Genomic DNA, 19,806 nt, shown 5'->3' with positions numbered 1-19,806 from the left:
GCTGAGCCCGTGCCGTTCGCTTTTGACGAACTGGCCCTGGAGTTGCGTAAAAACAATAACATGCAGCCGACAGAGACGCGGAAATCCGCGGCCCTGCCTTCATACACCTAGCGTCAATGCTTCAGCGAGCCACTTCACCGTATTGCATTGCGTCGAGATCGGCGATCAGCGACGGACCGGTCGGATGCCATCCGAGCCGTGCCTGGGTCTGAGCACTGGAAGCGGGGAAATCCATGCCGGCAAACGCCGACATCCATCCAAAATAATCCGCTGCCTCCTCGCGCGAAATGGACACGGCCGGCACATTCAAGCCGCGGCCAATGGCCTCCGCGATTTCGCGGGCTTCAACCCCCTCTTCGTCAACCGCATTGTAACGTGCTCCCGGTTCCCGCTTTTCCAGCGCGAGCCTGTAGAGACGCGCCACATCGAGCAGGTGCGCAGCAGGCCAGCGATTGCGTCCTTCGCCGATATAGGCTGCGACGCCCTTTTCGCGAGCGATGGCGATGAACGGCGTGATGAGGCCCTGCCTGCGCGTATCATGAACCTGCGGCAATCGGACCACCGATACGTTCACTCCCGCATTCAACAGCTCAGCGCCCGTCAGTTCGGAAGCGATACGTGGATTGGGATGGCTGGTGTTGAAGACATCTTCGGTCCCGGGCTGGCCGGGCTCATGATTTCCCATGCCGGTGCCGGAGGTTATGACCAGCGGCCGATCCGAGCCGGCAAGTGCGGCGCCGAGCGCCCGGATGGCGTGTCGATCCTTTTCGCAATTTTCCACGAACCTTGAGAAATCGTGGTCGAAGGCTGTGTGGATCACGCCGTCCGCCTTCGCCGCGCCGCTGCGCAAGCTCTCCGGATCCTCAAGAGTTCCCCTGTGCACTTCGGCGCCTGCAGCCGCCAGCGATTGCGCTCCGGCGTCCGACCGGGTCATGCCGATCACCTGATGGCCAGCGTTTATAAGTTCCGGAACAAGGGCTGAACCGATAAAGCCGGTCGCACCCGTAAGAAAGATACGCACGATGACGTCTCCTTGTTGGTCGAGCACGCACTATCCGACCATCCTTTATTCTGTTAAAGTAGTGACCTCATCATATTATAATTGCTAACAGGATCATCATGCCGATCAATACCGGCAACTCATTGGGAGCCTTCTTGAAGGATCGCCGCAACCGGCTTGATCCGGCGACTTTCGGCTTTTCGGGGCGCCGACGCACCCCCGGACTGCGCAGGGAAGAGGTAGCCCAACGCGCCAACATAAGCCCCACCTGGTACACATGGTTGGAGCAGGGTCGCGGCGGCTCTCCCTCCTCGGACGTATTGAACCGGATCGCCACCGGGCTGATGCTGACCGAACCGGAGCGCGAACATCTTTTCATGTTGGGGCTCGGGCGGCCACCCGAGGTTCGTTACAGGACCACCGAAGGCGTCACTCCTCGGCTGCAACGCCTGCTGGACTCGCTCGACGCAAGTCCCGCCTTGATCAAGACCGCCACCTGGGATGTCGTCGCGTGGAACCGCGCCGCAGCCGTGGTCCTGACCGACTATGGCGCACTTCCCGTCGAGCAACGCAATATTCTGCGCCTGCTATTCGGCAATCCCGCCATTCGCGCTTCACAGCATGACTGGGAGAACCTGGCCCGTTTTGTGGTGGGAGCCTTTCGGGCCGATGCGGCCCGCGCCGGTGCGGTGTCGGAAGTCAGCGAGCTTGTCGATGAACTCTGCAAAGTCAGTTCGGAATTCGAAGCGTTGTGGCTTGAGAATAACGTTCACGTCCAGGGGGAAGGATTAAAGCACCTGCGCCATCCCAAACTTGGCCCTATCGAGCTGGAATATTCCGCCTTTGCCGTCGACGGCCGACCCGATCTCGGTTTGGTCATCTATACCCCGGCCGACAGATCGGTTGCCGACCGTATCCGCTCACTTGTCATGCAGCAGCTTTGACTTTGCCGAGGCCGACTATCAGGCCCCGGCTCTCTCGGCTGAATCATGAATTTCCCGGCTATCAGCCGGCGCCTCGTCCCGCTCGTTCATGCCGTAGTCGCGGACGACATGGGCGATACGCAGACGGTAGTCCGCAAAAACAGTTCCTCGACCGGCCTTCTGCGCCGCGCGATGGGCTTCGCGGTTGCGCCACTCCTTGACCGCCGCCTCGTCGCGCCAGAAGGAAAGCGACAGGATCTTGCCGCTCTGGCTGAGACTCTCGAAGCGCTCGATGGAGATGAAACCTTCGATCGTTTCGAGTTCGGCGCGCAGCTTTCCGGCTATGTCGAGATAGTGCTGACGCTCATCGGGATGGGGAACGACTTCGAAAATGACTGCGATCATGGCGATATCCTCGGCGTATGCGGCAGGGATATATTTTTCAGGAAAATACGATCCTCCTGCAAGATGAAACGCTCGCGGCGGGAGAAATCGTGATTCGCCTGGGCCTGCGGATCGGCGGCCAGGCTTTTGCGATAAGCCTCGTAGGCGGCCAGGCTCTCGATATTGTAGACGCCGTAGGCTGTCGTCAATGAGCCCTCGTGCGGGGCGAAATAGCCGATAAGATCGGCGCCATTGCGCGGGATGATCTGGCCCCAGGCCTTGCCATATTCGGCGAAGGCCTCCTGCTTGAAGGGGTCGATCTGATAGCGGATGAAACAGGTGATCATGGCTTTCTCCTTTGCTGATACGGATGTTTTCGCACATTGAAGAACGGAGATGCTTCGGCTACGATCGAAGTATGAAAGAAGGTCCTGACATAGCGCAGATCGGCTCGTTGATCGGCGATCCGGCGCGAGCAAACATACTGACGGCCTTGATGGGCGGCCGCGCGCTGACGGCAACAGAGTTGGCGGCCGCGGCCGGCGTGACGCTGCAGACGGCAAGCGCCCATCTTTCCAAGCTCGAAACGGGTGGTTTACTGGCGCAGCGCAAGCAGGGCCGGCATCGCTATTTCGCGCTGGCGGATGATGGCGTCGGCAAGCTGCTTGAAGGGATCATGGGTTTTGCCGCCAGCCGCGGACACCTACGCCACCGCCCCGGCCCGAAGGAGCCGGCGCTGCGCAAGGCGCGCATCTGCTACGATCATCTTGCCGGTGACTATGGCGTGCGCATGCTCGACAGTCTGATAGAAGGTGGTTCGATTTCGGCCATGGGCGAAGGCCTGAGCCTGACGGCGCAGGGCGAGACCCACCTTGGTTCGATCGGCATAGACATATCCGGATTGCGGTCGAGCCGCCGTCCGCTCTGTCGATCCTGCCTGGACTGGAGTGAACGCCGCGCCCATCTCGCCGGTAGCCTTGGCAAGGCACTTCTCGCGAATTTCCTCGACAAGGGCTGGGCGCGGCGAACCGAAAACAGTCGCTCGATCTTCTTTACGCCGGAAGGCGAGCGCCGTTTTCTGGCGCTCTTTCCAATCGAGGCGGGCGACCTCTCCTAGGCGTGGCCGATCAGGACGGCGGCGAAATTGCCGGCAGCAATTCGGCTGCAGAGATCTCCCCATTCGCAACCAAGGCAGGCGTGGCGAATCTCGCCGCTGGCGAAATTCCGCCGCAGTTTTGCAAGCAGGGCGGCATCGGGCACCAGCATCGCGCCAATTTCGATCTCTTCGCCCAGCATGGCCACCACGTCCGCAAGAGCGGCGGCGTCCCGCTCGATGACCGACGCCTTGAAACAGTGCGGCTCCATCTCGTCCAGAAGCGGTGCGCAGATATCGTCAGGCCCGGAGACCAGCTTGATCTCCTCCCCTTTTGTCAGACGCTCGGCAATGCGGCGATAATTGTCGGTGAAGGCCGGCGTATAGCCTTCACCGACGAAGGTCAGCATGCAGAGCAGATGGTGGGCGCGAAGCCGAACAGTCAATTCAGCTTTGCCTTGCCGCTATAGACCTGGGCGGTCTTCAATACTGCGGCCGCAAGCGCGGATTTCAGCACGGCGCCAAGGATGAACGGAGCGACGCCTAAGAGCCAGCCCTTTTCAACGCCGATCAATGCCGCAAGCCATGCGCCGCCGATCGCGAGGCACAGGATATTGGCCGAGAGATGGGCGAGGAAACTACGCACGACGCGGTCGCCGCTCCAGCCGCGCTCGGCAAGCCAGCCGACCAGCGCGCCAATGATCGGGAAGGAGACGAGATAGCCGGCCGTAGGCCCCATGAAGGGCGCGATGCCGCCTGCGCCGCCGGCTAGAACCGGAAAACCGACCATGGCTTCGCCAAGCCATGCCAGAATAGTGATCGCGCCGAGACGCCAGCCGTAGAGCGCGCCGATCATGGTAATCGCAAAGGTCTGCATGGTGATCGGCACAGGCACCATCGGCACCGAAATCTGCGACGCGAGCGCCAGCGCCAGCGTTCCGGCGAGAACGAAGGCGGCCTTGACGACCAGCGACCGTTGAGCAAGGCGCAGCGGGTCAAAGGTGGCTTCTTCGTGATGATGCAACAGGGACATGAGCTCTCCTTCTAGAAATTATAGATAATTTTTAATTCCCATCTATTTTATGTCCGAGTTTATAGATCGAGGCAAGCGGCGGATGCGTAAATTTATGCTGCTTGGGGCAGGAGTGCCCGGAAAGCATGGATTTCAAAGGGAAGAAAAATGGTAGTGCCGCCTTCAGGTACGGAGCTTTAGACCAAGTCCCGTACCGCAGATCAGATAGAATGGGCCAACTCCTGCCATCGAAAAATGACTCGTGCGAGCACTTCCACCAAAAATTATCTATAATTTTTTGAGTGCTCAACCGACGATCGCGAAGGCCTCGCGCGTCGAGCCTGAGGGAGTGCGCACGGGAGCGCGACCGATCCATTGGACGTGCTTCTGCAGGATGGCGGCAGCCTCGTCGGTTCGCCCTTGGCGGAGCGCTGCCAGGATGGCGCGATGATCGTGATCCGTGCGCTTTTCCCAGCCGGATTGCCATGCGGAAAAGAGAAAGCGGGCGCTGGCGGCATGCAGATCGTCGATGGCGGCCAGCAGGCGCACCATGCCGCAGGGCGCCAGGATGAGGCGATGGAAGCGGCGATTGGCCTCCTCCCAGGCATGGACATCGCCGGCGGCATCGCCTTCCCGCGTCGCCTCCTCGGCGGCATCCAGAATGGCAGGCGTCAGGTGCTGCGCCGCATGCTTCAAGGCGAGACCCTCGAGTGCCGCGCGCATTTCGGCGACTTCGCGGACTTCCTTGAGATCGAAGGAGGCGACGCGAACGCCGCGACGCGGCAAGTTGATCGCCAGGCCTTGCGCTTCCAGCCGCCGGAATGCCTCGCGCACCGGCACATGGCTGGTGCCGAACTCCTCGGCGATATGATCCTGCCGCAGCCGCGCATCGGGCGCAATCTCACCACGGATGATGCGGTCGGCAAGCACCCGGCTGATGCGGCTGGCAATGGTGTCGTGACGCTCCTTGGCCATGGCCGATCCTTAAAGCCGGGCTTACGGATTGTCGAGCGACATGCTGAAGTCATGAAGCCTTTTGAACTTCGCCGACCCTTTCCGTCAGCGCAGCACAGCCATGCCCGCCAATTGGTTGAGCTTTGCCGGCACATCGTGTAAAGCGCGACGGTCATTTTTCTGAGCATGTTCCGACACACTGACGGTTTTCCACCGAACATGCCGAACCCCGCCCTCATCAAAGGCAGCAATTCTCATGAGTAATGGCTTCGACCTCATCATCTTCGACTGCGACGGCGTTCTGGTCGATTCGGAAATCATCGCGGCAGACGTCGAATCCAAACTGCTGACGGATGCAGGCTATCCCATCAGCGCCGAGGAAATGGGCGAGCGTTTTGCCGGCATGACCTGGCACAACATTCTGTTCGAAGTCGAGCGCGAGGCCAGCATCCCGCTCTCCGCATCGCTGCTCGACAAATCGGAAAAACTTCTGGATCTGCGGCTCGCCAACGATGTCCAGGCGATTTCCGGCGTTCCGCTCGCGCTGTCGCGACTGCCGATGCCGCGCTGTGTCTGCTCGAACTCCAGCTCCGCGCGTCTCGACATGATGCTCACCAAGGTCGGCTACCTCACGCTGTTCGCGCCGCATATCTACTCCGCCAAGGATCTCGGCGCCGACCGCGTGAAGCCCAAGCCGGACATTTTCCTGCATGGCGCCGAGCAGATGAACGCCAACCCAGCCAATACCATCGTCGTCGAGGATTCGGTCCACGGCGTCCAGGCGGCGCGCGCCGCCGGCATGCGCGTCATCGGCTTCACCGGCGCTTCGCATACCTATCCCTCGCATGCCGACAAGCTGACCGATGCCGGCGCGGAGACCGTGATTGCCCGTATGGCCGACCTGCCTGGCATCGTCATGGCCCTGGCCGAATGGGATGGCGTTTTGTGAGATATCGCAGGCTGCAAAGAAAAGGCCCCGCCGCGAGACAGGGCCTTTTCTTTTTCATTTCGTCGCGAATGACATATGCGCCCACACAATCGCGGCGCAGGTTGGATGCGCAGGCGACGTGCGCTTAGTGGCGCTTCTTGCGTGCCGGCTTCTCGCCCTTGTCAGGCTTCTGCGGCCCCTGGTCGAAACTGACCTGGACGATGGTAAAGCCGCCTGAACCACCGGTAACGCTGATATCGTCGTCCCTGAAGAGGAACTGGGCCGTGCTCTCGCCCGGCGGAATTTCAGCCGTGTAGTTGATGGTCTTGCTGTAAAGCGCGGTCTCGTTGTCCATGACGGCGACATGGATCGGCAGGGTCACCTTGCCGGAGCTACCCATCGGGCCGGCGACCAGACGCCCTTGCACGGCGACATGAATCCCGAGATTGGTGCCATCGGTCGTGCACTGGCGCGTCGCCTCCGCCAGCGAGGCCTGATAGGTCAACTGGTTCGGGTCATCCTTGGCGCCCTTGGCGTAAGTCCGGTAGACGGCTGCCTGGTCGGGGATGGTAACCTGCGGGCATTTGCCGGCGACATAGGCCTGACCACCAGTTACCTGCGGAGCAGCCCCGGTGGTACCCGCCTGCGGTGCGACCGTAACATCCGTTCCCGGCTGCTTGTCACTGTTGCCGCCAAGGCCAAGAGAGCTGCAACCAGTCAGCAATGCCAGAAGCGAAGCGGAAAAAAGACGACGCGAAACCCTGCCAAACACTATTATTCCACCCTCTCCATACAATTCACATTATCGGCCTGAAGCCTGTCGGACGGGCCTTTTATGACACTTGGCGATGGTCTATACCAGCGACGCAGCGAAAAATCGATTGGGTAGACACCGTTTTGGCTCACTTTTCGAGATCGACATATTGGCACAAACTGCCGCCCGCCGGCGCTGATCCCACGCGCCTTGCGCAAACGCGAAAACCACGCGGCTGATCCGACGCAAAAAGACAGGCCGCCGTCGTTTCGTTCCTCTACTCTCTCAACCGATCACTCAGGCAATTTTGCGACCGAAGGAATTCTAGACCGTGGACTATATCTCAACGCGGGGAGAAGCCCCTGCCCTTGGCTTCTGCGACGCCCTCCTGGCCGGCCTTGCCCGTGACGGCGGGCTCTACGTTCCCCGTGAATGGCCGACCCTGACGAAAAAAGAGATCCGCGCCTTCCGCGGCAAGAGCTACCAGGACGTCGCCTTCGCCGTCCTGTCGCCCTTCACCAACGGCGAAATCCCCGCCGATGTCTTCCGCGGCATGATCGACGACGCCTACGCCACCTTCCGTCATCCGGCGGTGACGCCGCTGGTGCAGACCGGCCCGAACAGCTTCGTCATGGAGCTGTTCCACGGCACGACGCTCGCCTTCAAGGATGTCGCCATGCAGCTGCTCGCGCGGCTGATGGACTATGCGCTGGAAAAGCGCGGGCAAAAGGCAACGATCGTCGGCGCCACATCGGGCGATACCGGCGGCGCGGCAATCGACGCCTTTGCCGGCCGCGAGCGCACCGACATCTTCATTCTATTTCCGCATGGCAAGGTCTCGCCGGTGCAGCAGCGGCAGATGACCACCTCGACCGAAGCCAATGTGCATGCTCTGGCGATCAACGGCAATTTCGATGATTGCCAGAACCTCGTCAAAGCCATGTTCAACGATGCCGGCTTCCGCGACAAGGTCAGGCTTTCCGGCGTCAACTCGATCAACTGGGCGCGAATCATGGCGCAGGTGGTCTATTATTTCACCACGGCCGTTGCGCTGGGCGGCCCGGACCGGAAAATCTCCTTCACCGTGCCGACGGGCAATTTCGGTGATATTTTCGCCGGCTACGTCGCCAAGCGGATGGGCCTGCCGATCGACCGCCTGGTCATCGCCACCAACGAGAACGACATCCTGGCGCGCACGCTGAAGACCGGCCGCTACGAGATGCGCGCCGTCAAGGCAACCACCGCGCCGTCGATGGATATCCAGATCTCCTCCAACTTCGAGCGGCTGCTGTTCGAAGCGAATGGCCGTGACGCCTCGAAGGTGCGCGCCGCGATGGAAAGCCTGAAACAATCGAGCGGCTTTTCGATCAGCGAAAAGGCCTTGAAGTTCATCAAGAAGGACTTCCGCGCCGGTCGTGCCAGCGAAAAGCAGGTGGCAGAGACAATCCACAAAACACTGGCGGAAACGGGTTACCTACTCGATCCGCACACGGCCATCGGCGTCTTCGTGGCGAAGAAAAACGAGCGGTCGACGAGCCCGATGGTGACGCTTGCCACCGCGCATCCCGCGAAATTCCCCGCCGCAGTAAAATCCGCATGTGGTATTGACCCGGCGCTTCCAACGTGGCTTGCTGGTCTGATGACCAGGGAGGAGCGTTTCGACGTTCTCGATCCGGAGCTTAAAGCCGTGGAAAGTTTTATCGGCGAGCATGCCCGGGCCGGGGAACAACAGACGCGGAAAGACAAGCGATGACAGTGGAATGCACCCGGCTTGCGTCCGGGCTGACAGTAGCAACCCAATCGATGCCACACCTCGAAAGCGTGGCACTCGGCGTTTGGATCAAGTCGGGTTCGCGTAACGAGACCGAAGCGGAACACGGGATCGCGCATCTGCTCGAGCATATGGCGTTCAAGGGTACGGCGCGGCGTTCCGCGCGGCAGATCGCCGAGGAGATCGAGAATGTCGGCGGCGAAGTCAATGCCGCTACCTCGACCGAAACGACCTCCTATTATGCACGCGTGCTGAAGGACCATGTGCCGCTCGCAGTCGATATTCTTGCCGACATCCTGACGGAGTCCGCCTTCGAAGAGGAGGAGCTGGCCCGCGAAAAGCAGGTTATCCTGCAGGAAATCAATGCGGCGAACGACACGCCCGACGACGTGGTCTTCGACAAGTTCTCCGAGGTCGCCTATCGCGGCCAGACGCTCGGCCGCGCAATTCTCGGTACGCCGGAAACCGTCGTCTCCTTTTCGCCAGAGCAGATTCGTCACTATCTGGACCGCAACTACACGACCGATCGCATGTTTGTCGTGGCGGCCGGTGCGGTCGATCATGAAAGCTTCGTGCGTCAGGTGGAAGAGCGCTTCTCCAGCCTGCCGACCAAACCCTCCACTTCGCCCGTCATCGAGCCGGCTCGCTATATCGGCGGCAACATCCGCGAAACGCGCGACCTGATGGATGCGCAGATCCTCCTGGGCTTCGAGGGGCGTGCCTACCACACGCGCGACTTCTACTGTTCGCAGATCCTTGCCAATATCCTCGGCGGGGGCATGTCCTCGCGTCTCTTCCAGGAGGTGCGCGAATTCCGGGGTCTCTGCTATTCGGTCTACGCATTTCACTGGGGCTTCTCCGATACCGGCATCTTCGGAATCCACGCCGCCACCGGCGGCGAGAACCTGCCGGAGCTGCTGCCCGTCATCGTGAAAGAGCTCCATAAGTCCTCACACGACATCCAGCAGCAGGAAATTGAGCGTGCCCGCGCCCAGATCCGCGCGCAGCTGTTGATGGGCCAGGAAAGTCCTGCTGCCCGTGCCGGCCAGGTCGCCCGGCAGATGATGCTTTATGGCCGCCCGATCCCGAACCAGGAGATGCTGGAGCGCCTGGAGGGCATCACCATCGACCGGCTGACGGATCTTGCCGGCCGCCTGTTCTTCGATACAGTACCGACGCTTTCGGCGATCGGGCCGCTGGAACAGCTTGCACCGATGGAAGACATCGTCATGTCGCTGTCGTCGCCGGCGCCCGCCTCCAGAAGCGCGAGCGGCTAAGGCCACGCCGCGGGCCGATGGGTTCAATTCTCGGGGGAGTGCTTGGCGGCATGCAAAAATCTGTCTTTCGGTTTCTCTCACGTCATCCGGACGCGGTTGAACTCGAAAACGACCAATATTTGCTGCGCCTGCCGCGTTACTCCGATTTCAATCAATGGCACAGGCTGAGAGCCGAAAGCCGCCGCTTCCTGGAGCCTTGGGAACCGACCTGGCGGCATGACGAGCTGACCGAAGGCGCCTACCGGGCGCGCATCATCAGGGGCAAGCAGGAATATAGTTCCGGCCAGGCCATACCGTTATTCATTTTCCTTAGGGAAAACATGACGTTGGTCGGAGGCATAACGATCGGATACATTCGCCGCGGTGCTGCGCAGAGCTGCATGATCGGATACTGGATGGGCGAGCGCTATTCCGGTCAGGGTCATATGTTCGCCGCACTTCAGTTGGTTATACCCTATATCTTTTCCGGACTTGAGTTGCACCGTATTGAAGCAGCCTGTATTCCGGATAACGAGCGTAGCATGCGGCTTTTGGAAAAGGCCGGTTTCCAGCGAGAAGGTCATTTGCGCGGGTATCTAAAAATCAACGGTCAGTGGCGCGACCATGTCATGTTTTCAAGGTTGGCAGCGGATGCCGACCCGAACCGAAAATACGACCAGCGATGACCACCGGATTGATGCCAGCAATGCCGACCGCCAAGCGGCTCTGCGCGCTGCTCGCAACGCTCGCGGCCACCATGCTGCTCCTGTTTGCCGGCATGGCGCACGCAGCCGAGCCCGTGAAGATTTCCCGCGACGACACAGCCCTCGACCTGACGGCAACAACGGAGATCTATACCAACCAGGGCGAGGCCTTTCAGGTCTCAACGGCCGCCGGCGCCGACGGCATCCGGCGCCGGATTGAGGTACGATCCTCCTCACCGAACCATCAGGGCGACTGGGCCGTTTTCGCGCTCGCCAATGTTTCCGAAGAGCAGCTGGAACGCGTCATCGTCGCCCCGCATTTCCGCCTGGTGAATTCGAAGGTCTTCTGGCCGGACCTCGGCTCGCAGCGCATCGTCGCGATCACGCCGAGCGAAGGCTTTGCGCTCGACCGGCAACCGAGCGACGAGGCCGATGTGTTCCGCATCACGCTGAACCCCGGCGCCGTCGTCACCTTCGTTGCCGAACTCTCGTCTCCGAACCTGCCGCAGCTCTATCTCTGGGAACCCAACGCCTACAAGGATACGGTCAACGCCTTCACGCTCTATCGTGGCATCGTGCTCGGCATTGCCGGCCTGCTGGCGGTGTTCCTGACCATTCTCTTTGTCGTCAAGGGCACCTCGATGCTGCCGGCAACGGCAGCGCTCGCCTGGGCGGTGCTCGGCTATATCTGTGTGGATTTCGGCTTCCTCGGCAAGCTCATCATGATCACGTCAAGCGATCAGCGAATATGGCGCGCCTGTGCGGAGGTGGCGCTCGCTTCAAGCCTGGTGATCTTCCTGTTCACCTATCTCAACCTCAATCGCTGGCATGCGCACCTGGGCTACGTCACGCTCGCCTGGGTCCTTGGCCTCGCCCTGCTCTTCGGCGTGGCGATCTACGATCCGTCGATCGCGGCCGGCATCGCCCGGTTGTCGCTGGCACTGACTGCGACTGCGGGTCTGCTGCTCATCATCTATCTGGGCTTCAGCCGCTATGACCGCGCCATCCTGCTGGTGCCTGCCTGGGCGCTGATCCTCGTCTGGCTGTTCGGCGCCTGGATGACGGTGACGGGCAAGCTCGACAACGACATCATCCAGCCAGCACTCGGCGGCGGCCTCGTGCTGATCGTCCTGCTGATAGGCTTCACGGTCATGCAGCATGCCTTTGCCGGCGGCGCATTCCAGCAGGGCCTGTTCTCGGATCTCGAACGGCAATCCCTAGCGCTTACCGGCTCCGGCGACACCGTCTGGGACTGGGATGTAGCACGCGACCGCGTGGTGACGACGCCCGACATCTCGACGAAGCTCGGCCTGTCGCCGGGCACCATGCATGGCGCGGCGCGCAACTGGCTGCCGCGGCTGCATCCCGACGACCGCGACCGCTTCCGCGCGACCCTGGACGTGCTTCTCGAACATCGTCGCGGCCGGCTGAACCACGAATTCCGCATCCGCGCCGAAGACGGACATTTCCACTGGCTGTCGATCCGCGCGCGGCCGGTGCTTGGATCGAACGGCGAGATCATTCGCTGCGTCGGCACCATCGTCGATATCACAGAGCAGAAGAATTCGATCGAGCGGCTGCTGCACGACGCGGTGCACGACAATCTGACCGGACTGCCGAACCGACAGGTCTTTCTCGATCGCCTGCAGGCCGTTCTGACGCTGGCGCCGGAGGGCAACCAGCTGCGGCCGACCGTCATGGTGATCGACATCGACCGCTACAAGCTCGTCAACGACACACTCGGCGTCGCTGCGGGCGACAATATTCTCATCGCGCTGACGAGACGCCTTCGCCGCCTGCTGAAGCCTCAGGACACGCTCGCGCGCCTTTCCGGCGACCAGTTCGGCTTGATCCTCGTTTCCGAGCGCGATCCGGCCAAGGTGGCCGACTTTGCCGACGCGATCAGCAAGGCGATCATGGTGCCGATCAACTTCGCCAATCGCGAGATCATCCTGACGGCATCGGTCGGGCTGACGTCCTGGGTCGACCAGCAGGAAAATGCGCCCGGCATGCTCAGCGACGCCGAGCTTGCCATGTACCGCGCCAAGCGCGCCGGCGGCAATCGCGTCGAGCCCTTCCAGCCCGCCTTCCGCAGCTTCGGTACTGACCGTCTGCAGCTCGAAACAGACCTGCGCCGCGCCGTCGAACGCAAGGAACTCTCGCTGGTCTATCAACCGATCGTGCGGCTTGAAGACGCCGAGGTGGCCGGCTTCGAGGCGCTGATGCGCTGGGAACATCCGAAGCGCGGCAATATTCCGCCAACGGAATTCATCCCCATCGCCGAGGCCTCGGACATTATCGGTCCGCTCGGCATGTTCGCGCTGGAGCAGGCGACCAACGATCTGATGGCTTGGCAGCGACAGACCGGCGACCTGCCGCTCTTCGTATCCATCAATCTCTCCAGCGTGCAGCTGCTCAACAACGAGCTCTACGACGATATCCGTGCCCTGCTCGCCAAGACCCATTGCGATCCGAGCCGCATCAAGCTCGAGCTGACGGAATCGCAGGTGATGGAGAACCCGGAGCAGGCGCGGCTCGTGCTCGACAAGCTGCGCGAAGCCGGCATCGGCCTGGCGCTCGACGATTTCGGCACCGGCTATTCCTCGCTCGCCTACCTTACCCGCTTCCCCTTCGACATGATCAAGCTCGACAAGGCGATGGTCCGCGACGAGAGCGACAAGAAGGCCATCCTTCTGCGTTCCGTCATTTCCATGGCGCGCGAACTCAACATGCGCGTCGTCGCCGAGGGAATCGAATCCGAAGAGGATGCGCTGGAGCTCGCCAAGATCGGCTGCACCTACGGTCAGAGCTTCATCTTCGGGCCGCCGATGGGCACGGATTCCGTGATCAGGCTGTTGAAGGAACGCTTTCCTCTGACGAAGCGTGCATAGACCTTCCCCTCCCCGGCTGGGTGGCGGATCAGGCGTCGTTGATTAGGGTGCGGACATAGTCCAGCTTCGCCACCACCGGCGGCGACAGGATGAAGGGATAGGAGTCCGGCTGCCCCATGCTGCGCTGAATGGCGTTGATCGCGACGCTCAAGGGGATCCAGGCGCTGACGAGCTGGTCGGCGCTTTCGGCTCTATAGGGATTGAAATCCACCTCCGCCGCCATCTCGTGATAACCAAAGGGGTCGACCGCCAAACCGAAGGAGCGCGCGGTTTCCAGCGTATCGACGATGTGCAGGTAATGCGCAAAGCATTCCGCAAAATCTTCCCAGGGATGGGCGCTGGCATAGGCACTGATGAAGTTTTCGTGCCAGTTCGGCGGCGGGCCATTGTCATAGTGAGACTGAAGCGCCATGCCGTAATCCGCTCTCTCGTCTCCGAAGACGGTGCGGAAAACATCGAACCGGCCACGGTCGCGCACGAGCTTGTTCCAGATGAAGTGGCCGGTCTCGTGGCGGAAATGGCCGAGCAGCGTGCGGTATGGCTCGTTCATGGAGGTGCGCGCCTGTTCGCGCGTCACGTCGTCGGCTTCGGCGGCGCGAATAGCGATCAATCCCTCTTCATGGCCGGTCCTGGCGGGCACGACATTGCTGCCCTGCACCTCATCTTCGAGGAAGTCGAACACCAGCCCGCCCACAGGATCCTGTTGTCGATCAGGATGCGGCAGGTTCCAGCGCAACAACGAATAGAACAGATGCCGTTCGGCCTGACCGATGCGCCGCCAGCGGTCTATGCCCTGTTGGGTATCCGTGTTGGGCACCAGGCGGTTGTGACGACAGGCTGTGCAGAATGGCTGCGGGTCGTCCGCATCGACAAGCCAATTGCAGATATCGAGTTCGGCGTTGGCGCAGAAACGGACGTGGCTCGATGGCTCGGCGACCAGATGCCAATTCGCTCCTTCCTCGGCCTCCAGCGCATATATGGCCAGCCGATCCGGGACGAATCCGAGCTGATGACCGCAGCGCACACACTGCCTGTTGTCGAAATGCACCGGCTGGCCGCAATGGTCGCAAGTGAAAAGCCGCATGGAAACCCTCTTCGAAATAACGTCCCATCGACACGAAAGAGCCCGTCGCGTCTCCGAGACAGGCTCTACTTAGCGGGCCGCTTCTGCGGCATCATCTCAGATTGCACAGCGACCTGAAATTGGCGAGCAGCCGGATTACATCCGATCCACTGCACCCTTGACCTTATCCTTGGCCTTGCCGACGGCGCCCTGCACCTTGCCCTTGGCTTCCTGGGCCGCGCCTTTTGCGCGCAGTTCCTTGTCGTTCGTGGCCTTGCCGGCCATCTGCTTGGCCTTGCCGGCCACTTCGTTGACCTTGCCGGATACCTTGTCGGTCGTGCTACCCATGTCTAACACCTCCATAATTGGCACAGCGTTATTGCCGTTGCCCTGCCATGAAAACGTCACGGGCGTTACTTCGTTCCAATATAATGCAGTTCGGCTCAGCCATGCCCCGCATGCGGCGACAGCATTGCGGGGTTGATACCCATCAAAGCCAAGGCGCGCTCGTACTTGTCGTCGAGGCTTCGGTCGAAGATCAATTCCTCTTCGGCGGGGCAGTTCAGCCAGCCGTTATTGCCGATCTCGGCCTCCAATTGGCCGGCGCCCCAGCCGGCGTAACCAAGCAGCATGGTGGCGCGTTTGGGGCCGCTTCCCTTGGAGATGGCCCGCACGATATCCAGCGTCGCCGTCAGGCTGATATCGTCGCTGACCGGAATACTGCTGTCGCTGATATAGTCGTCGGAATGCAGGACGAAGCCGCGGCCGCTTTCGACCGGTCCCCCGGTCTGGATGGGGAAATCGCGCGCGACGGGCGGGAGAACGATGGCGTCGTCGTCCTTGATCATATCGAGATGCAAAAGGACATCCGTGAAGGTCAGCTTCTGGCCCCGGTTGATGACGAAGCCCATGGCCCCGGCATCGGAATGAGCGCAAATATAAATAACCGTCCGGTTGAAGTTCCGGTCCTCCATGCCCGGCATGGCGATCAGGAACTGGCCGTCGAGAAAACCTCTTTCGCGTCTATTCTTCAGCGTCGATAGGGACATTGTGCCTCCTGACCGCAGTCCATAACTGCACCGCTAAAAAAGAAGATGGGGCAATGTCATAAATCAATCAACTGAAAATGATCATTTCTTTTTTAAGCCGCGCTGGCTCCGGGCCAGCCAATCCGCTAAATCCTGCTCTCATGATTGGAACAGTTGCCCTCCCCCGTCTGCCAACACTTCTTGCCGAAACGCTTGCCGCCATCCTGTGCATCGGTACCGCCGCTTCCGCTGCAACGAGTGATTGGGTGGACAATCAGGGCGGCCGCATGCGCCTGGTTGCGCTGGCACCGGATGCTGAAGGGCATATCCGCGCCGCGCTGCAGATCGAACCACAGCCCGGCTGGATCACCTATTGGCGCGAACCGGGCCAGAGCGGCATCCCGCCACAGGTAACGCTGGCCCCCAATAGCGGAATAAAGCTGGAGAAGACCGGCTATCCGATCCCGAAAAGGATCACGGTCGGCGCCATACAGGAAATCGGCTATGACGCGCCGGTGACATTGCCGCTCGATTTCACCATCGAGGGCAAGACGCCGGCAAAACTGGAATTGACCGCCTTCATCGGTCTCTGCAAGGAGATCTGCATTCCATTCCAGGCTGAGTATTCGCTGGCGCTACCGACGAGCGAACAGCCGACGGCGCATGAACTGGCACTGCTGGACGCAGCCAAGGCCTCCCTGCCGCAGGCTCCATCCTCTGATTTCGCCCTTGAGAGCCACAGCCTTTCCGCGGATGCGAAAAACCTTTCGCTGCACCTCACCCTGCCTGAGGCGACCGGAGAAAAACCGGCGATCTATGTCACCGGGCCGACGGGCTACGTGTTTTTCCAGCAGGCGAATGCGAAGCGGGAAGGCACGGCCTACTCGGCCGATATCGCAATCGCCAAGCTGCCGAAGAACTACGATATCAAGGGCAAGACCTGGGGTGTCCTCGTCGTCGACGGCGATCGCGCCATGGAAACCACGCTTGCGTTCGAATAGCTCCGATCTATATTCGCCCAACAATCCCTATCCAATCGGCGGCCGTTCAAACGCCCCGAGATCGCGCCCCAAGGAGAGAGCCATGACCATTGCAATCGGCGATAAACTGCCCGCCGCCACTTTCAAGGAAAAGACCGCCGACGGCCCGGTCGAGATCAGCACCGAGCAGCTTTTTGCCGGCAAGCGCGTCGTGCTTTTCGCCGTTCCGGGCGCATTCACGCCCACCTGCTCGCTCAACCATCTGCCTGGCTATCTCGAAAACCGGGACGCCATTCTCGCCAAGGGCGTCGATGATATCGCCGTCATCTCGGTCAACGACTGGCATGTGATGGGCGCCTGGGCGCAATCATCCGGCGGCATGGGCAAGATCCACTTCCTCGCCGACTGGGACGGCTCCTTCGCCAAGGCGCTCGGCCTCGAAGTCGACCTCTCCGCCGGTGGCCTCGGCATCCGCTCCAAGCGCTATTCCATGCTGGTGGAAGACGGCGTGGTGAAGTCGCTGAACATCGAGGAAAGCCCCGGCCAGGCCACGGTTTCGGGTGCTGCCGCGATGATCGAGCAGCTTTGAGATTTCGACGGATTGAGGGGGCTGGTCGTATGACTGCCGCTCCAGACTGAACCGGGAATACTTGGGTATGCCCAAGTGTTCCCATTTCTATGCCCTATGTCTGCTTGTCACCCGGATATAATAGCCATCCGGATCTATGATGCGAAAATCGCGTAGACCCCATGGTTGCAGGACAAGCTCGGATACCGGGTGACCACGCGTTCTGGTGGTTTCATAGAAGCCCTCTATGTCCGCAACGTTCAATACGATTTCGACGCCGAGGCCGAGCCGCTCTCCATCGGTGGCTCGAAGGGGATGATCGTGTCCGAGGGCCTCCCGCTTGTTGACAGAAATGGCCGCCTCGCCATTCGTGAGCATCGTATAGTCTGCGCTTGCCTGACCAATCACCTGGAAATTCAGCACCCGGCGATAGAATTCTATCGATGCCTGAACGTCGGTAACAAATAGCTCCAGCCGCAATTTCAAGACAGCCTCCTCTTCCAGCCCTGTCCAGCATTCTCCAGATCTCAATATCGCGGCAAGATAACTTTGTAGCAATCGCCATGGCGATTGGGAGCCAACGGCATTGGCCGACAGATATTCCAATATCGTTCGTAGCAATCGGCGGGTAATCCAGCCCACGCCTCTTTTCCGCCGCATTTTCTCGGCTACAACACGTAATGTTATTACATAAATGAAAGCCCCCACATGCCTTTCGACCACAACCCCTTCGCGTCCTCCCTGATGGGGCGTTCCGCCCTTGTGCGCCTTGCCTATGTCGCGGTCGGCATAGCGGTACTCTGGGCGGCCATCGGCTGGGCGGTGGCCTTGGCATGAGCGATCTGATCCGTCTCGACAATCTTACCGTCACCTACGAGCGTCATCCCGCCGTGCACCACATTTCCGGCGCCTTCCGGACCGGTAGCCTCACGGCGATCGCCGGGCCGAATGGTGCGGGTAAATCGACGCTCTTGAAAGCGATCGTCGGTGAACTCAGGCCGGCGGGAGGGTCGATCGATCGCGGGGCGCTGACGCGCAACGATTTCGGCTATCTGCCGCAGGCCGCCGATATCAACCGCCGCTTTCCGATCTCGGTCGCCGACACGATCATGCTCGGTGCCTGGAAGAATGCCGGCGCATTCGGCCGCTTCTCGCGCCAGGATGCGGAGCGCGCGCGCGACGCGCTTTCGGTCGTCGGGCTTTCCGGTTTCGAGAACAGACATATCGGCTCGCTCTCGGCCGGCCAATTCCAGCGCGTGCTCTTCGCGAGACTGCTGCTGCAGGACGCGCGCGTCATCCTGCTGGACGAACCTTTTACCGCCATCGACCAGCGCACCACGCGCGATCTGCTCGACCTCGTTCTGCGATGGAACAACGAAGGGCGCACCGTCATCGCCGTTCTGCATGATTTCGATCAGGTGCGCGCTCACTTTCCCGAGACGATGCTGATTGCCCGCGAGCTTGTGGGATGGGGCGACACGCAGGACGTGATGAGCTCCGCCAACCTCATCAGGGCGCGGGCCATGGCCGAGCGCTGGGACGAGGAGGCCGAAACCTGCCTGCCGGACGATGAGCTTGCCGAAGGTGGTCTCGCAAAGCGGGAGCCGGCCGAATGACCGCCTACGATATCTTCCTCGCGCCCTTCGCGGATTATGGCTTCATGCGGCGCGCGCTCATCGCCTGCCTCTGCCTCGGCCTCGGCTCCGGCCCGATCGGCGTTTTCCTGATGCTCAGGCGCATGAGCCTGATGGGCGATGCCATGAGCCATGCGGTGCTGCCCGGTGCTGCCATCGGCTATCTCATCGCCGGTTCGCTGTCGCTGACGGCCATGGGGCTTGGCGGTCTGGTGGCCGGCCTTTCGGTGGCGCTGCTCTCCGGCCTCGTCAGCCGCATGACGGTGCTGCAGGAGGATGCGAGCTTTGCCAGCTTCTATCTGACGTCGCTGGCGCTCGGCGTGCTGATCGTGTCGCTGCGGGGGTCGAATATCGACCTGCTTCATGTGCTCTTCGGCACGATCCTCGCGATCGACGCCCCTGCCCTCTACCAGATCGGCGCGATCACGACCGTGACGCTGCTGGCCCTTGCCGTCATCTACCGGCCGCTGGTCATGGAATGCTTCGATCCGGGCTTCCTGCGCGCCGTCGGCGGGCGTGGGCCGGTCTATCATTTCCTGTTCCTGCTGCTCGTCGTGCTCAATCTTGTCGCCAGCTTCCAGGCGCTCGGCACGCTGATGGCCGTGGGGCTGATGATGCTGCCGGCGGCGATCGCGCAGCTCTGGTCGCGCAGCCTGCCCGCGATGATGGTGATCGCGACGGGAACGGCAGCGGCTTCCGGCTATATCGGCCTCATCGCCTCCTACCATCTCGAATTTGCCTCGGGCCCGACCATCATCATCACGGCAAGCCTGATCTACGGCCTCTCCATCCTCTTCGCACCTTCGGGCCTTGCCCGGCGGTTCTTTCCCCGTCCCCATCTCCGGGGCTAATCCGAACAAGGA

The 19,806-nt window shown here is 61.1% G+C and carries 23 protein-coding genes; 12 read left to right on the top strand and 11 right to left on the bottom strand.

Translation table 11 applies throughout. The annotated features are described in order from the left end of the window. Window positions 1-121: 121 nt before the first annotated feature. A complete protein-coding gene (locus FHT28_RS19165; RefSeq protein ID WP_168597053.1) occupies window positions 122-1,021 on the bottom strand; it encodes an SDR family oxidoreductase in 900 nt (299 codons plus the stop codon). A 98-nt stretch (window positions 1,022-1,119) separates the two neighbouring features. Here FHT28_RS19165 and FHT28_RS19160 point away from each other — a divergent pair, with 98 nt between their 5' ends. Further along, the gene (locus FHT28_RS19160) at window positions 1,120-1,944 is read left to right on the top strand and encodes a helix-turn-helix transcriptional regulator (RefSeq protein WP_047560605.1); all 825 of its coding nucleotides are present in this window, start codon (window positions 1,120-1,122) and stop codon (window positions 1,942-1,944) included. Window positions 1,945-1,962: 18 nt separating this feature from the next. On the opposite strand, the gene FHT28_RS19155 is transcribed toward FHT28_RS19160, so the two are convergent. Together FHT28_RS19155 and FHT28_RS19150 are read right to left on the bottom strand one after the other, a co-directional pair. Beyond that, complete coding sequence (locus tag FHT28_RS19155; RefSeq protein ID WP_037193485.1) at window positions 1,963-2,328, bottom strand: antibiotic biosynthesis monooxygenase; 366 nt, start codon at window positions 2,326-2,328, stop codon at window positions 1,963-1,965. Continuing rightward, window positions 2,325-2,654: an NIPSNAP family protein gene (locus FHT28_RS19150; protein WP_037193482.1), complete on the bottom strand. Its 330-nt coding sequence runs from the start codon at window positions 2,652-2,654 to the stop codon at window positions 2,325-2,327. Before FHT28_RS19150 ends, FHT28_RS19155 begins: the two co-directional genes overlap by 4 nt. A gap of 71 nt (window positions 2,655-2,725) precedes the next feature. Here FHT28_RS19150 and FHT28_RS19145 point away from each other — a divergent pair, with 71 nt between their 5' ends. Beyond that, the gene (locus tag FHT28_RS19145) at window positions 2,726-3,424 is read left to right on the top strand and encodes a helix-turn-helix transcriptional regulator (RefSeq protein ID WP_168597052.1); all 699 of its coding nucleotides are present in this window, start codon (window positions 2,726-2,728) and stop codon (window positions 3,422-3,424) included. Here the strand turns inward: FHT28_RS19145 and FHT28_RS19140 are convergent. The 3 genes from FHT28_RS19140 to FHT28_RS19130 all read right to left on the bottom strand — a co-directional run bounded on the left by FHT28_RS19140 (window position 3,421) and on the right by FHT28_RS19130 (window position 5,387). After that, window positions 3,421-3,846 (bottom strand): DUF1284 domain-containing protein, encoded by a 426-nt coding sequence (locus FHT28_RS19140; RefSeq protein ID WP_047638873.1) that lies wholly within the window; start codon window positions 3,844-3,846, stop codon window positions 3,421-3,423. The genes FHT28_RS19145 and FHT28_RS19140 overlap by 4 nt on opposite strands. Next, a complete protein-coding gene (locus tag FHT28_RS19135; RefSeq protein WP_047560617.1) occupies window positions 3,843-4,433 on the bottom strand; it encodes a biotin transporter BioY in 591 nt (196 codons plus the stop codon). The genes FHT28_RS19140 and FHT28_RS19135 overlap by 4 nt, the downstream gene beginning before the upstream one ends. A gap of 285 nt (window positions 4,434-4,718) precedes the next feature. Next, a complete protein-coding gene (locus FHT28_RS19130) occupies window positions 4,719-5,387 on the bottom strand; it encodes a GntR family transcriptional regulator (RefSeq protein WP_168597051.1) in 669 nt (222 codons plus the stop codon). A gap of 235 nt (window positions 5,388-5,622) precedes the next feature. On the opposite strand from FHT28_RS19130, the gene FHT28_RS19125 reads away from it, so the two are divergent. Next, window positions 5,623-6,315, top strand: a complete 693-nt coding sequence (locus FHT28_RS19125) for an HAD family hydrolase (RefSeq protein ID WP_037193470.1) — start codon at window positions 5,623-5,625, stop codon at window positions 6,313-6,315. Window positions 6,316-6,439: 124 nt separating this feature from the next. On the opposite strand, the gene FHT28_RS19120 is transcribed toward FHT28_RS19125, so the two are convergent. After that, a complete protein-coding gene (locus FHT28_RS19120; RefSeq protein WP_037193468.1) occupies window positions 6,440-7,066 on the bottom strand; it encodes a hypothetical protein in 627 nt (208 codons plus the stop codon). Between the two features lie 313 nt (window positions 7,067-7,379). Between FHT28_RS19120 and thrC the strand changes: the two genes are divergently transcribed. From thrC to FHT28_RS19100, 4 genes are read left to right on the top strand one after another with little or no spacing between them, the layout of a single operon-like run. Beyond that, window positions 7,380-8,801, top strand: coding sequence for a threonine synthase (thrC, locus tag FHT28_RS19115; protein ID WP_092572919.1), 1,422 nt, complete (start codon window positions 7,380-7,382; stop codon window positions 8,799-8,801). Continuing rightward, entirely contained in the window at window positions 8,798-10,096 is a 1,299-nt protein-coding gene (locus FHT28_RS19110; RefSeq protein ID WP_037193460.1) for a pitrilysin family protein, read from the top strand. The genes thrC and FHT28_RS19110 overlap by 4 nt, the downstream gene beginning before the upstream one ends. A gap of 50 nt (window positions 10,097-10,146) precedes the next feature. After that, window positions 10,147-10,761 carry a GNAT family N-acetyltransferase gene (locus FHT28_RS19105; protein ID WP_034508238.1) on the top strand — a complete coding sequence of 205 codons (615 nt, stop codon included), beginning with the start codon at window positions 10,147-10,149 and terminating at the stop codon, window positions 10,759-10,761. Next, complete coding sequence (locus tag FHT28_RS19100; protein ID WP_047560630.1) at window positions 10,758-13,670, top strand: sensor domain-containing phosphodiesterase; 2,913 nt, start codon at window positions 10,758-10,760, stop codon at window positions 13,668-13,670. Before FHT28_RS19105 ends, FHT28_RS19100 begins: the two co-directional genes overlap by 4 nt. A 28-nt stretch (window positions 13,671-13,698) precedes the next feature. Here the strand turns inward: FHT28_RS19100 and FHT28_RS19095 are convergent, their stop codons facing one another. The 3 genes from FHT28_RS19095 to FHT28_RS19085 form a co-directional block, all read right to left on the bottom strand. Beyond that, window positions 13,699-14,754 carry a putative zinc-binding metallopeptidase gene (locus tag FHT28_RS19095; protein WP_168597050.1) on the bottom strand — a complete coding sequence of 352 codons (1,056 nt, stop codon included), beginning with the start codon at window positions 14,752-14,754 and terminating at the stop codon, window positions 13,699-13,701. A gap of 135 nt (window positions 14,755-14,889) precedes the next feature. Continuing rightward, complete coding sequence (locus tag FHT28_RS19090; RefSeq protein ID WP_037193442.1) at window positions 14,890-15,081, bottom strand: CsbD family protein; 192 nt, start codon at window positions 15,079-15,081, stop codon at window positions 14,890-14,892. A 95-nt stretch (window positions 15,082-15,176) separates the two neighbouring features. Further along, window positions 15,177-15,782, bottom strand: coding sequence for a YqgE/AlgH family protein (locus FHT28_RS19085; protein ID WP_037193441.1), 606 nt, complete (start codon window positions 15,780-15,782; stop codon window positions 15,177-15,179). Between the two features lie 140 nt (window positions 15,783-15,922). On the opposite strand from FHT28_RS19085, the gene FHT28_RS19080 reads away from it, so the two are divergent. Together FHT28_RS19080 and FHT28_RS19075 are read left to right on the top strand one after the other, a co-directional pair. After that, complete coding sequence (locus FHT28_RS19080; protein WP_210255797.1) at window positions 15,923-16,762, top strand: protein-disulfide reductase DsbD domain-containing protein; 840 nt, start codon at window positions 15,923-15,925, stop codon at window positions 16,760-16,762. A gap of 82 nt (window positions 16,763-16,844) precedes the next feature. Then, the gene (locus tag FHT28_RS19075) at window positions 16,845-17,330 is read left to right on the top strand and encodes a peroxiredoxin (protein ID WP_037193438.1); all 486 of its coding nucleotides are present in this window, start codon (window positions 16,845-16,847) and stop codon (window positions 17,328-17,330) included. An 87-nt stretch (window positions 17,331-17,417) separates the two neighbouring features. On the opposite strand, the gene FHT28_RS19070 is transcribed toward FHT28_RS19075, so the two are convergent. Further along, window positions 17,418-17,795 carry a VOC family protein gene (locus FHT28_RS19070; RefSeq protein ID WP_047560637.1) on the bottom strand — a complete coding sequence of 126 codons (378 nt, stop codon included), beginning with the start codon at window positions 17,793-17,795 and terminating at the stop codon, window positions 17,418-17,420. Window positions 17,796-18,017: 222 nt separating this feature from the next. Between FHT28_RS19070 and FHT28_RS36680 the strand changes: the two genes are divergently transcribed. Genes FHT28_RS36680 through FHT28_RS19060 form a run of 3 tightly spaced genes read left to right on the top strand, consistent with a single transcriptional unit; the run spans window position 18,018 to window position 19,794 of the window. Next, window positions 18,018-18,146 (top strand): hypothetical protein, encoded by a 129-nt coding sequence (locus FHT28_RS36680; protein WP_280518117.1) that lies wholly within the window; start codon window positions 18,018-18,020, stop codon window positions 18,144-18,146. Beyond that, entirely contained in the window at window positions 18,143-18,925 is a 783-nt protein-coding gene (locus FHT28_RS19065) for a metal ABC transporter ATP-binding protein (protein ID WP_168597048.1), read from the top strand. The genes FHT28_RS36680 and FHT28_RS19065 overlap by 4 nt, the downstream gene beginning before the upstream one ends. After that, window positions 18,922-19,794 (top strand): metal ABC transporter permease, encoded by an 873-nt coding sequence (locus FHT28_RS19060; RefSeq protein ID WP_092572925.1) that lies wholly within the window; start codon window positions 18,922-18,924, stop codon window positions 19,792-19,794. The genes FHT28_RS19065 and FHT28_RS19060 overlap by 4 nt, the downstream gene beginning before the upstream one ends. The last annotated feature ends 12 nt before the right edge of the window (window positions 19,795-19,806 follow it).

Origin of the sequence: Rhizobium sp. SG570, assembly GCF_012275345.1 — a bacterium.
Taxonomy (GTDB): Bacteria; Pseudomonadota; Alphaproteobacteria; order Rhizobiales; family Rhizobiaceae; genus Rhizobium; species Rhizobium lusitanum.
The sequence above is the reverse complement of the archived record's forward strand: the minus strand, read 5'-3'. Positions and strand labels throughout refer to the sequence as shown.

Coding starts and splice junctions, on each gene's coding strand:
- FHT28_RS19160 (WP_047560605.1), top strand. CDS start 1,120: ATGCCGATCAATACCGGCAACTCATTGGGAGCCTTCTTGAAGGATCGC.
- FHT28_RS19155 (WP_037193485.1), bottom strand. CDS start 2,328: ATGATCGCAGTCATTTTCGAAGTCGTTCCCCATCCCGATGAGCGTCAG.
- FHT28_RS19150 (WP_037193482.1), bottom strand. CDS start 2,654: ATGATCACCTGTTTCATCCGCTATCAGATCGACCCCTTCAAGCAGGAG.
- FHT28_RS19145 (WP_168597052.1), top strand. CDS start 2,726: ATGAAAGAAGGTCCTGACATAGCGCAGATCGGCTCGTTGATCGGCGAT.
- FHT28_RS19135 (WP_047560617.1), bottom strand. CDS start 4,433: ATGTCCCTGTTGCATCATCACGAAGAAGCCACCTTTGACCCGCTGCGC.
- FHT28_RS19130 (WP_168597051.1), bottom strand. CDS start 5,387: ATGGCCAAGGAGCGTCACGACACCATTGCCAGCCGCATCAGCCGGGTG.
- FHT28_RS19125 (WP_037193470.1), top strand. CDS start 5,623: ATGAGTAATGGCTTCGACCTCATCATCTTCGACTGCGACGGCGTTCTG.
- FHT28_RS19110 (WP_037193460.1), top strand. CDS start 8,798: ATGACAGTGGAATGCACCCGGCTTGCGTCCGGGCTGACAGTAGCAACC.
- FHT28_RS19105 (WP_034508238.1), top strand. CDS start 10,147: ATGCAAAAATCTGTCTTTCGGTTTCTCTCACGTCATCCGGACGCGGTT.
- FHT28_RS19100 (WP_047560630.1), top strand. CDS start 10,758: ATGACCACCGGATTGATGCCAGCAATGCCGACCGCCAAGCGGCTCTGC.
- FHT28_RS19095 (WP_168597050.1), bottom strand. CDS start 14,754: ATGCGGCTTTTCACTTGCGACCATTGCGGCCAGCCGGTGCATTTCGAC.
- FHT28_RS19090 (WP_037193442.1), bottom strand. CDS start 15,081: ATGGGTAGCACGACCGACAAGGTATCCGGCAAGGTCAACGAAGTGGCC.
- FHT28_RS19085 (WP_037193441.1), bottom strand. CDS start 15,782: ATGTCCCTATCGACGCTGAAGAATAGACGCGAAAGAGGTTTTCTCGAC.
- FHT28_RS19080 (WP_210255797.1), top strand. CDS start 15,923: ATGATTGGAACAGTTGCCCTCCCCCGTCTGCCAACACTTCTTGCCGAA.
- FHT28_RS19075 (WP_037193438.1), top strand. CDS start 16,845: ATGACCATTGCAATCGGCGATAAACTGCCCGCCGCCACTTTCAAGGAA.
- FHT28_RS36680 (WP_280518117.1), top strand. CDS start 18,018: ATGCCTTTCGACCACAACCCCTTCGCGTCCTCCCTGATGGGGCGTTCC.
- FHT28_RS19065 (WP_168597048.1), top strand. CDS start 18,143: ATGAGCGATCTGATCCGTCTCGACAATCTTACCGTCACCTACGAGCGT.
- FHT28_RS19060 (WP_092572925.1), top strand. CDS start 18,922: ATGACCGCCTACGATATCTTCCTCGCGCCCTTCGCGGATTATGGCTTC.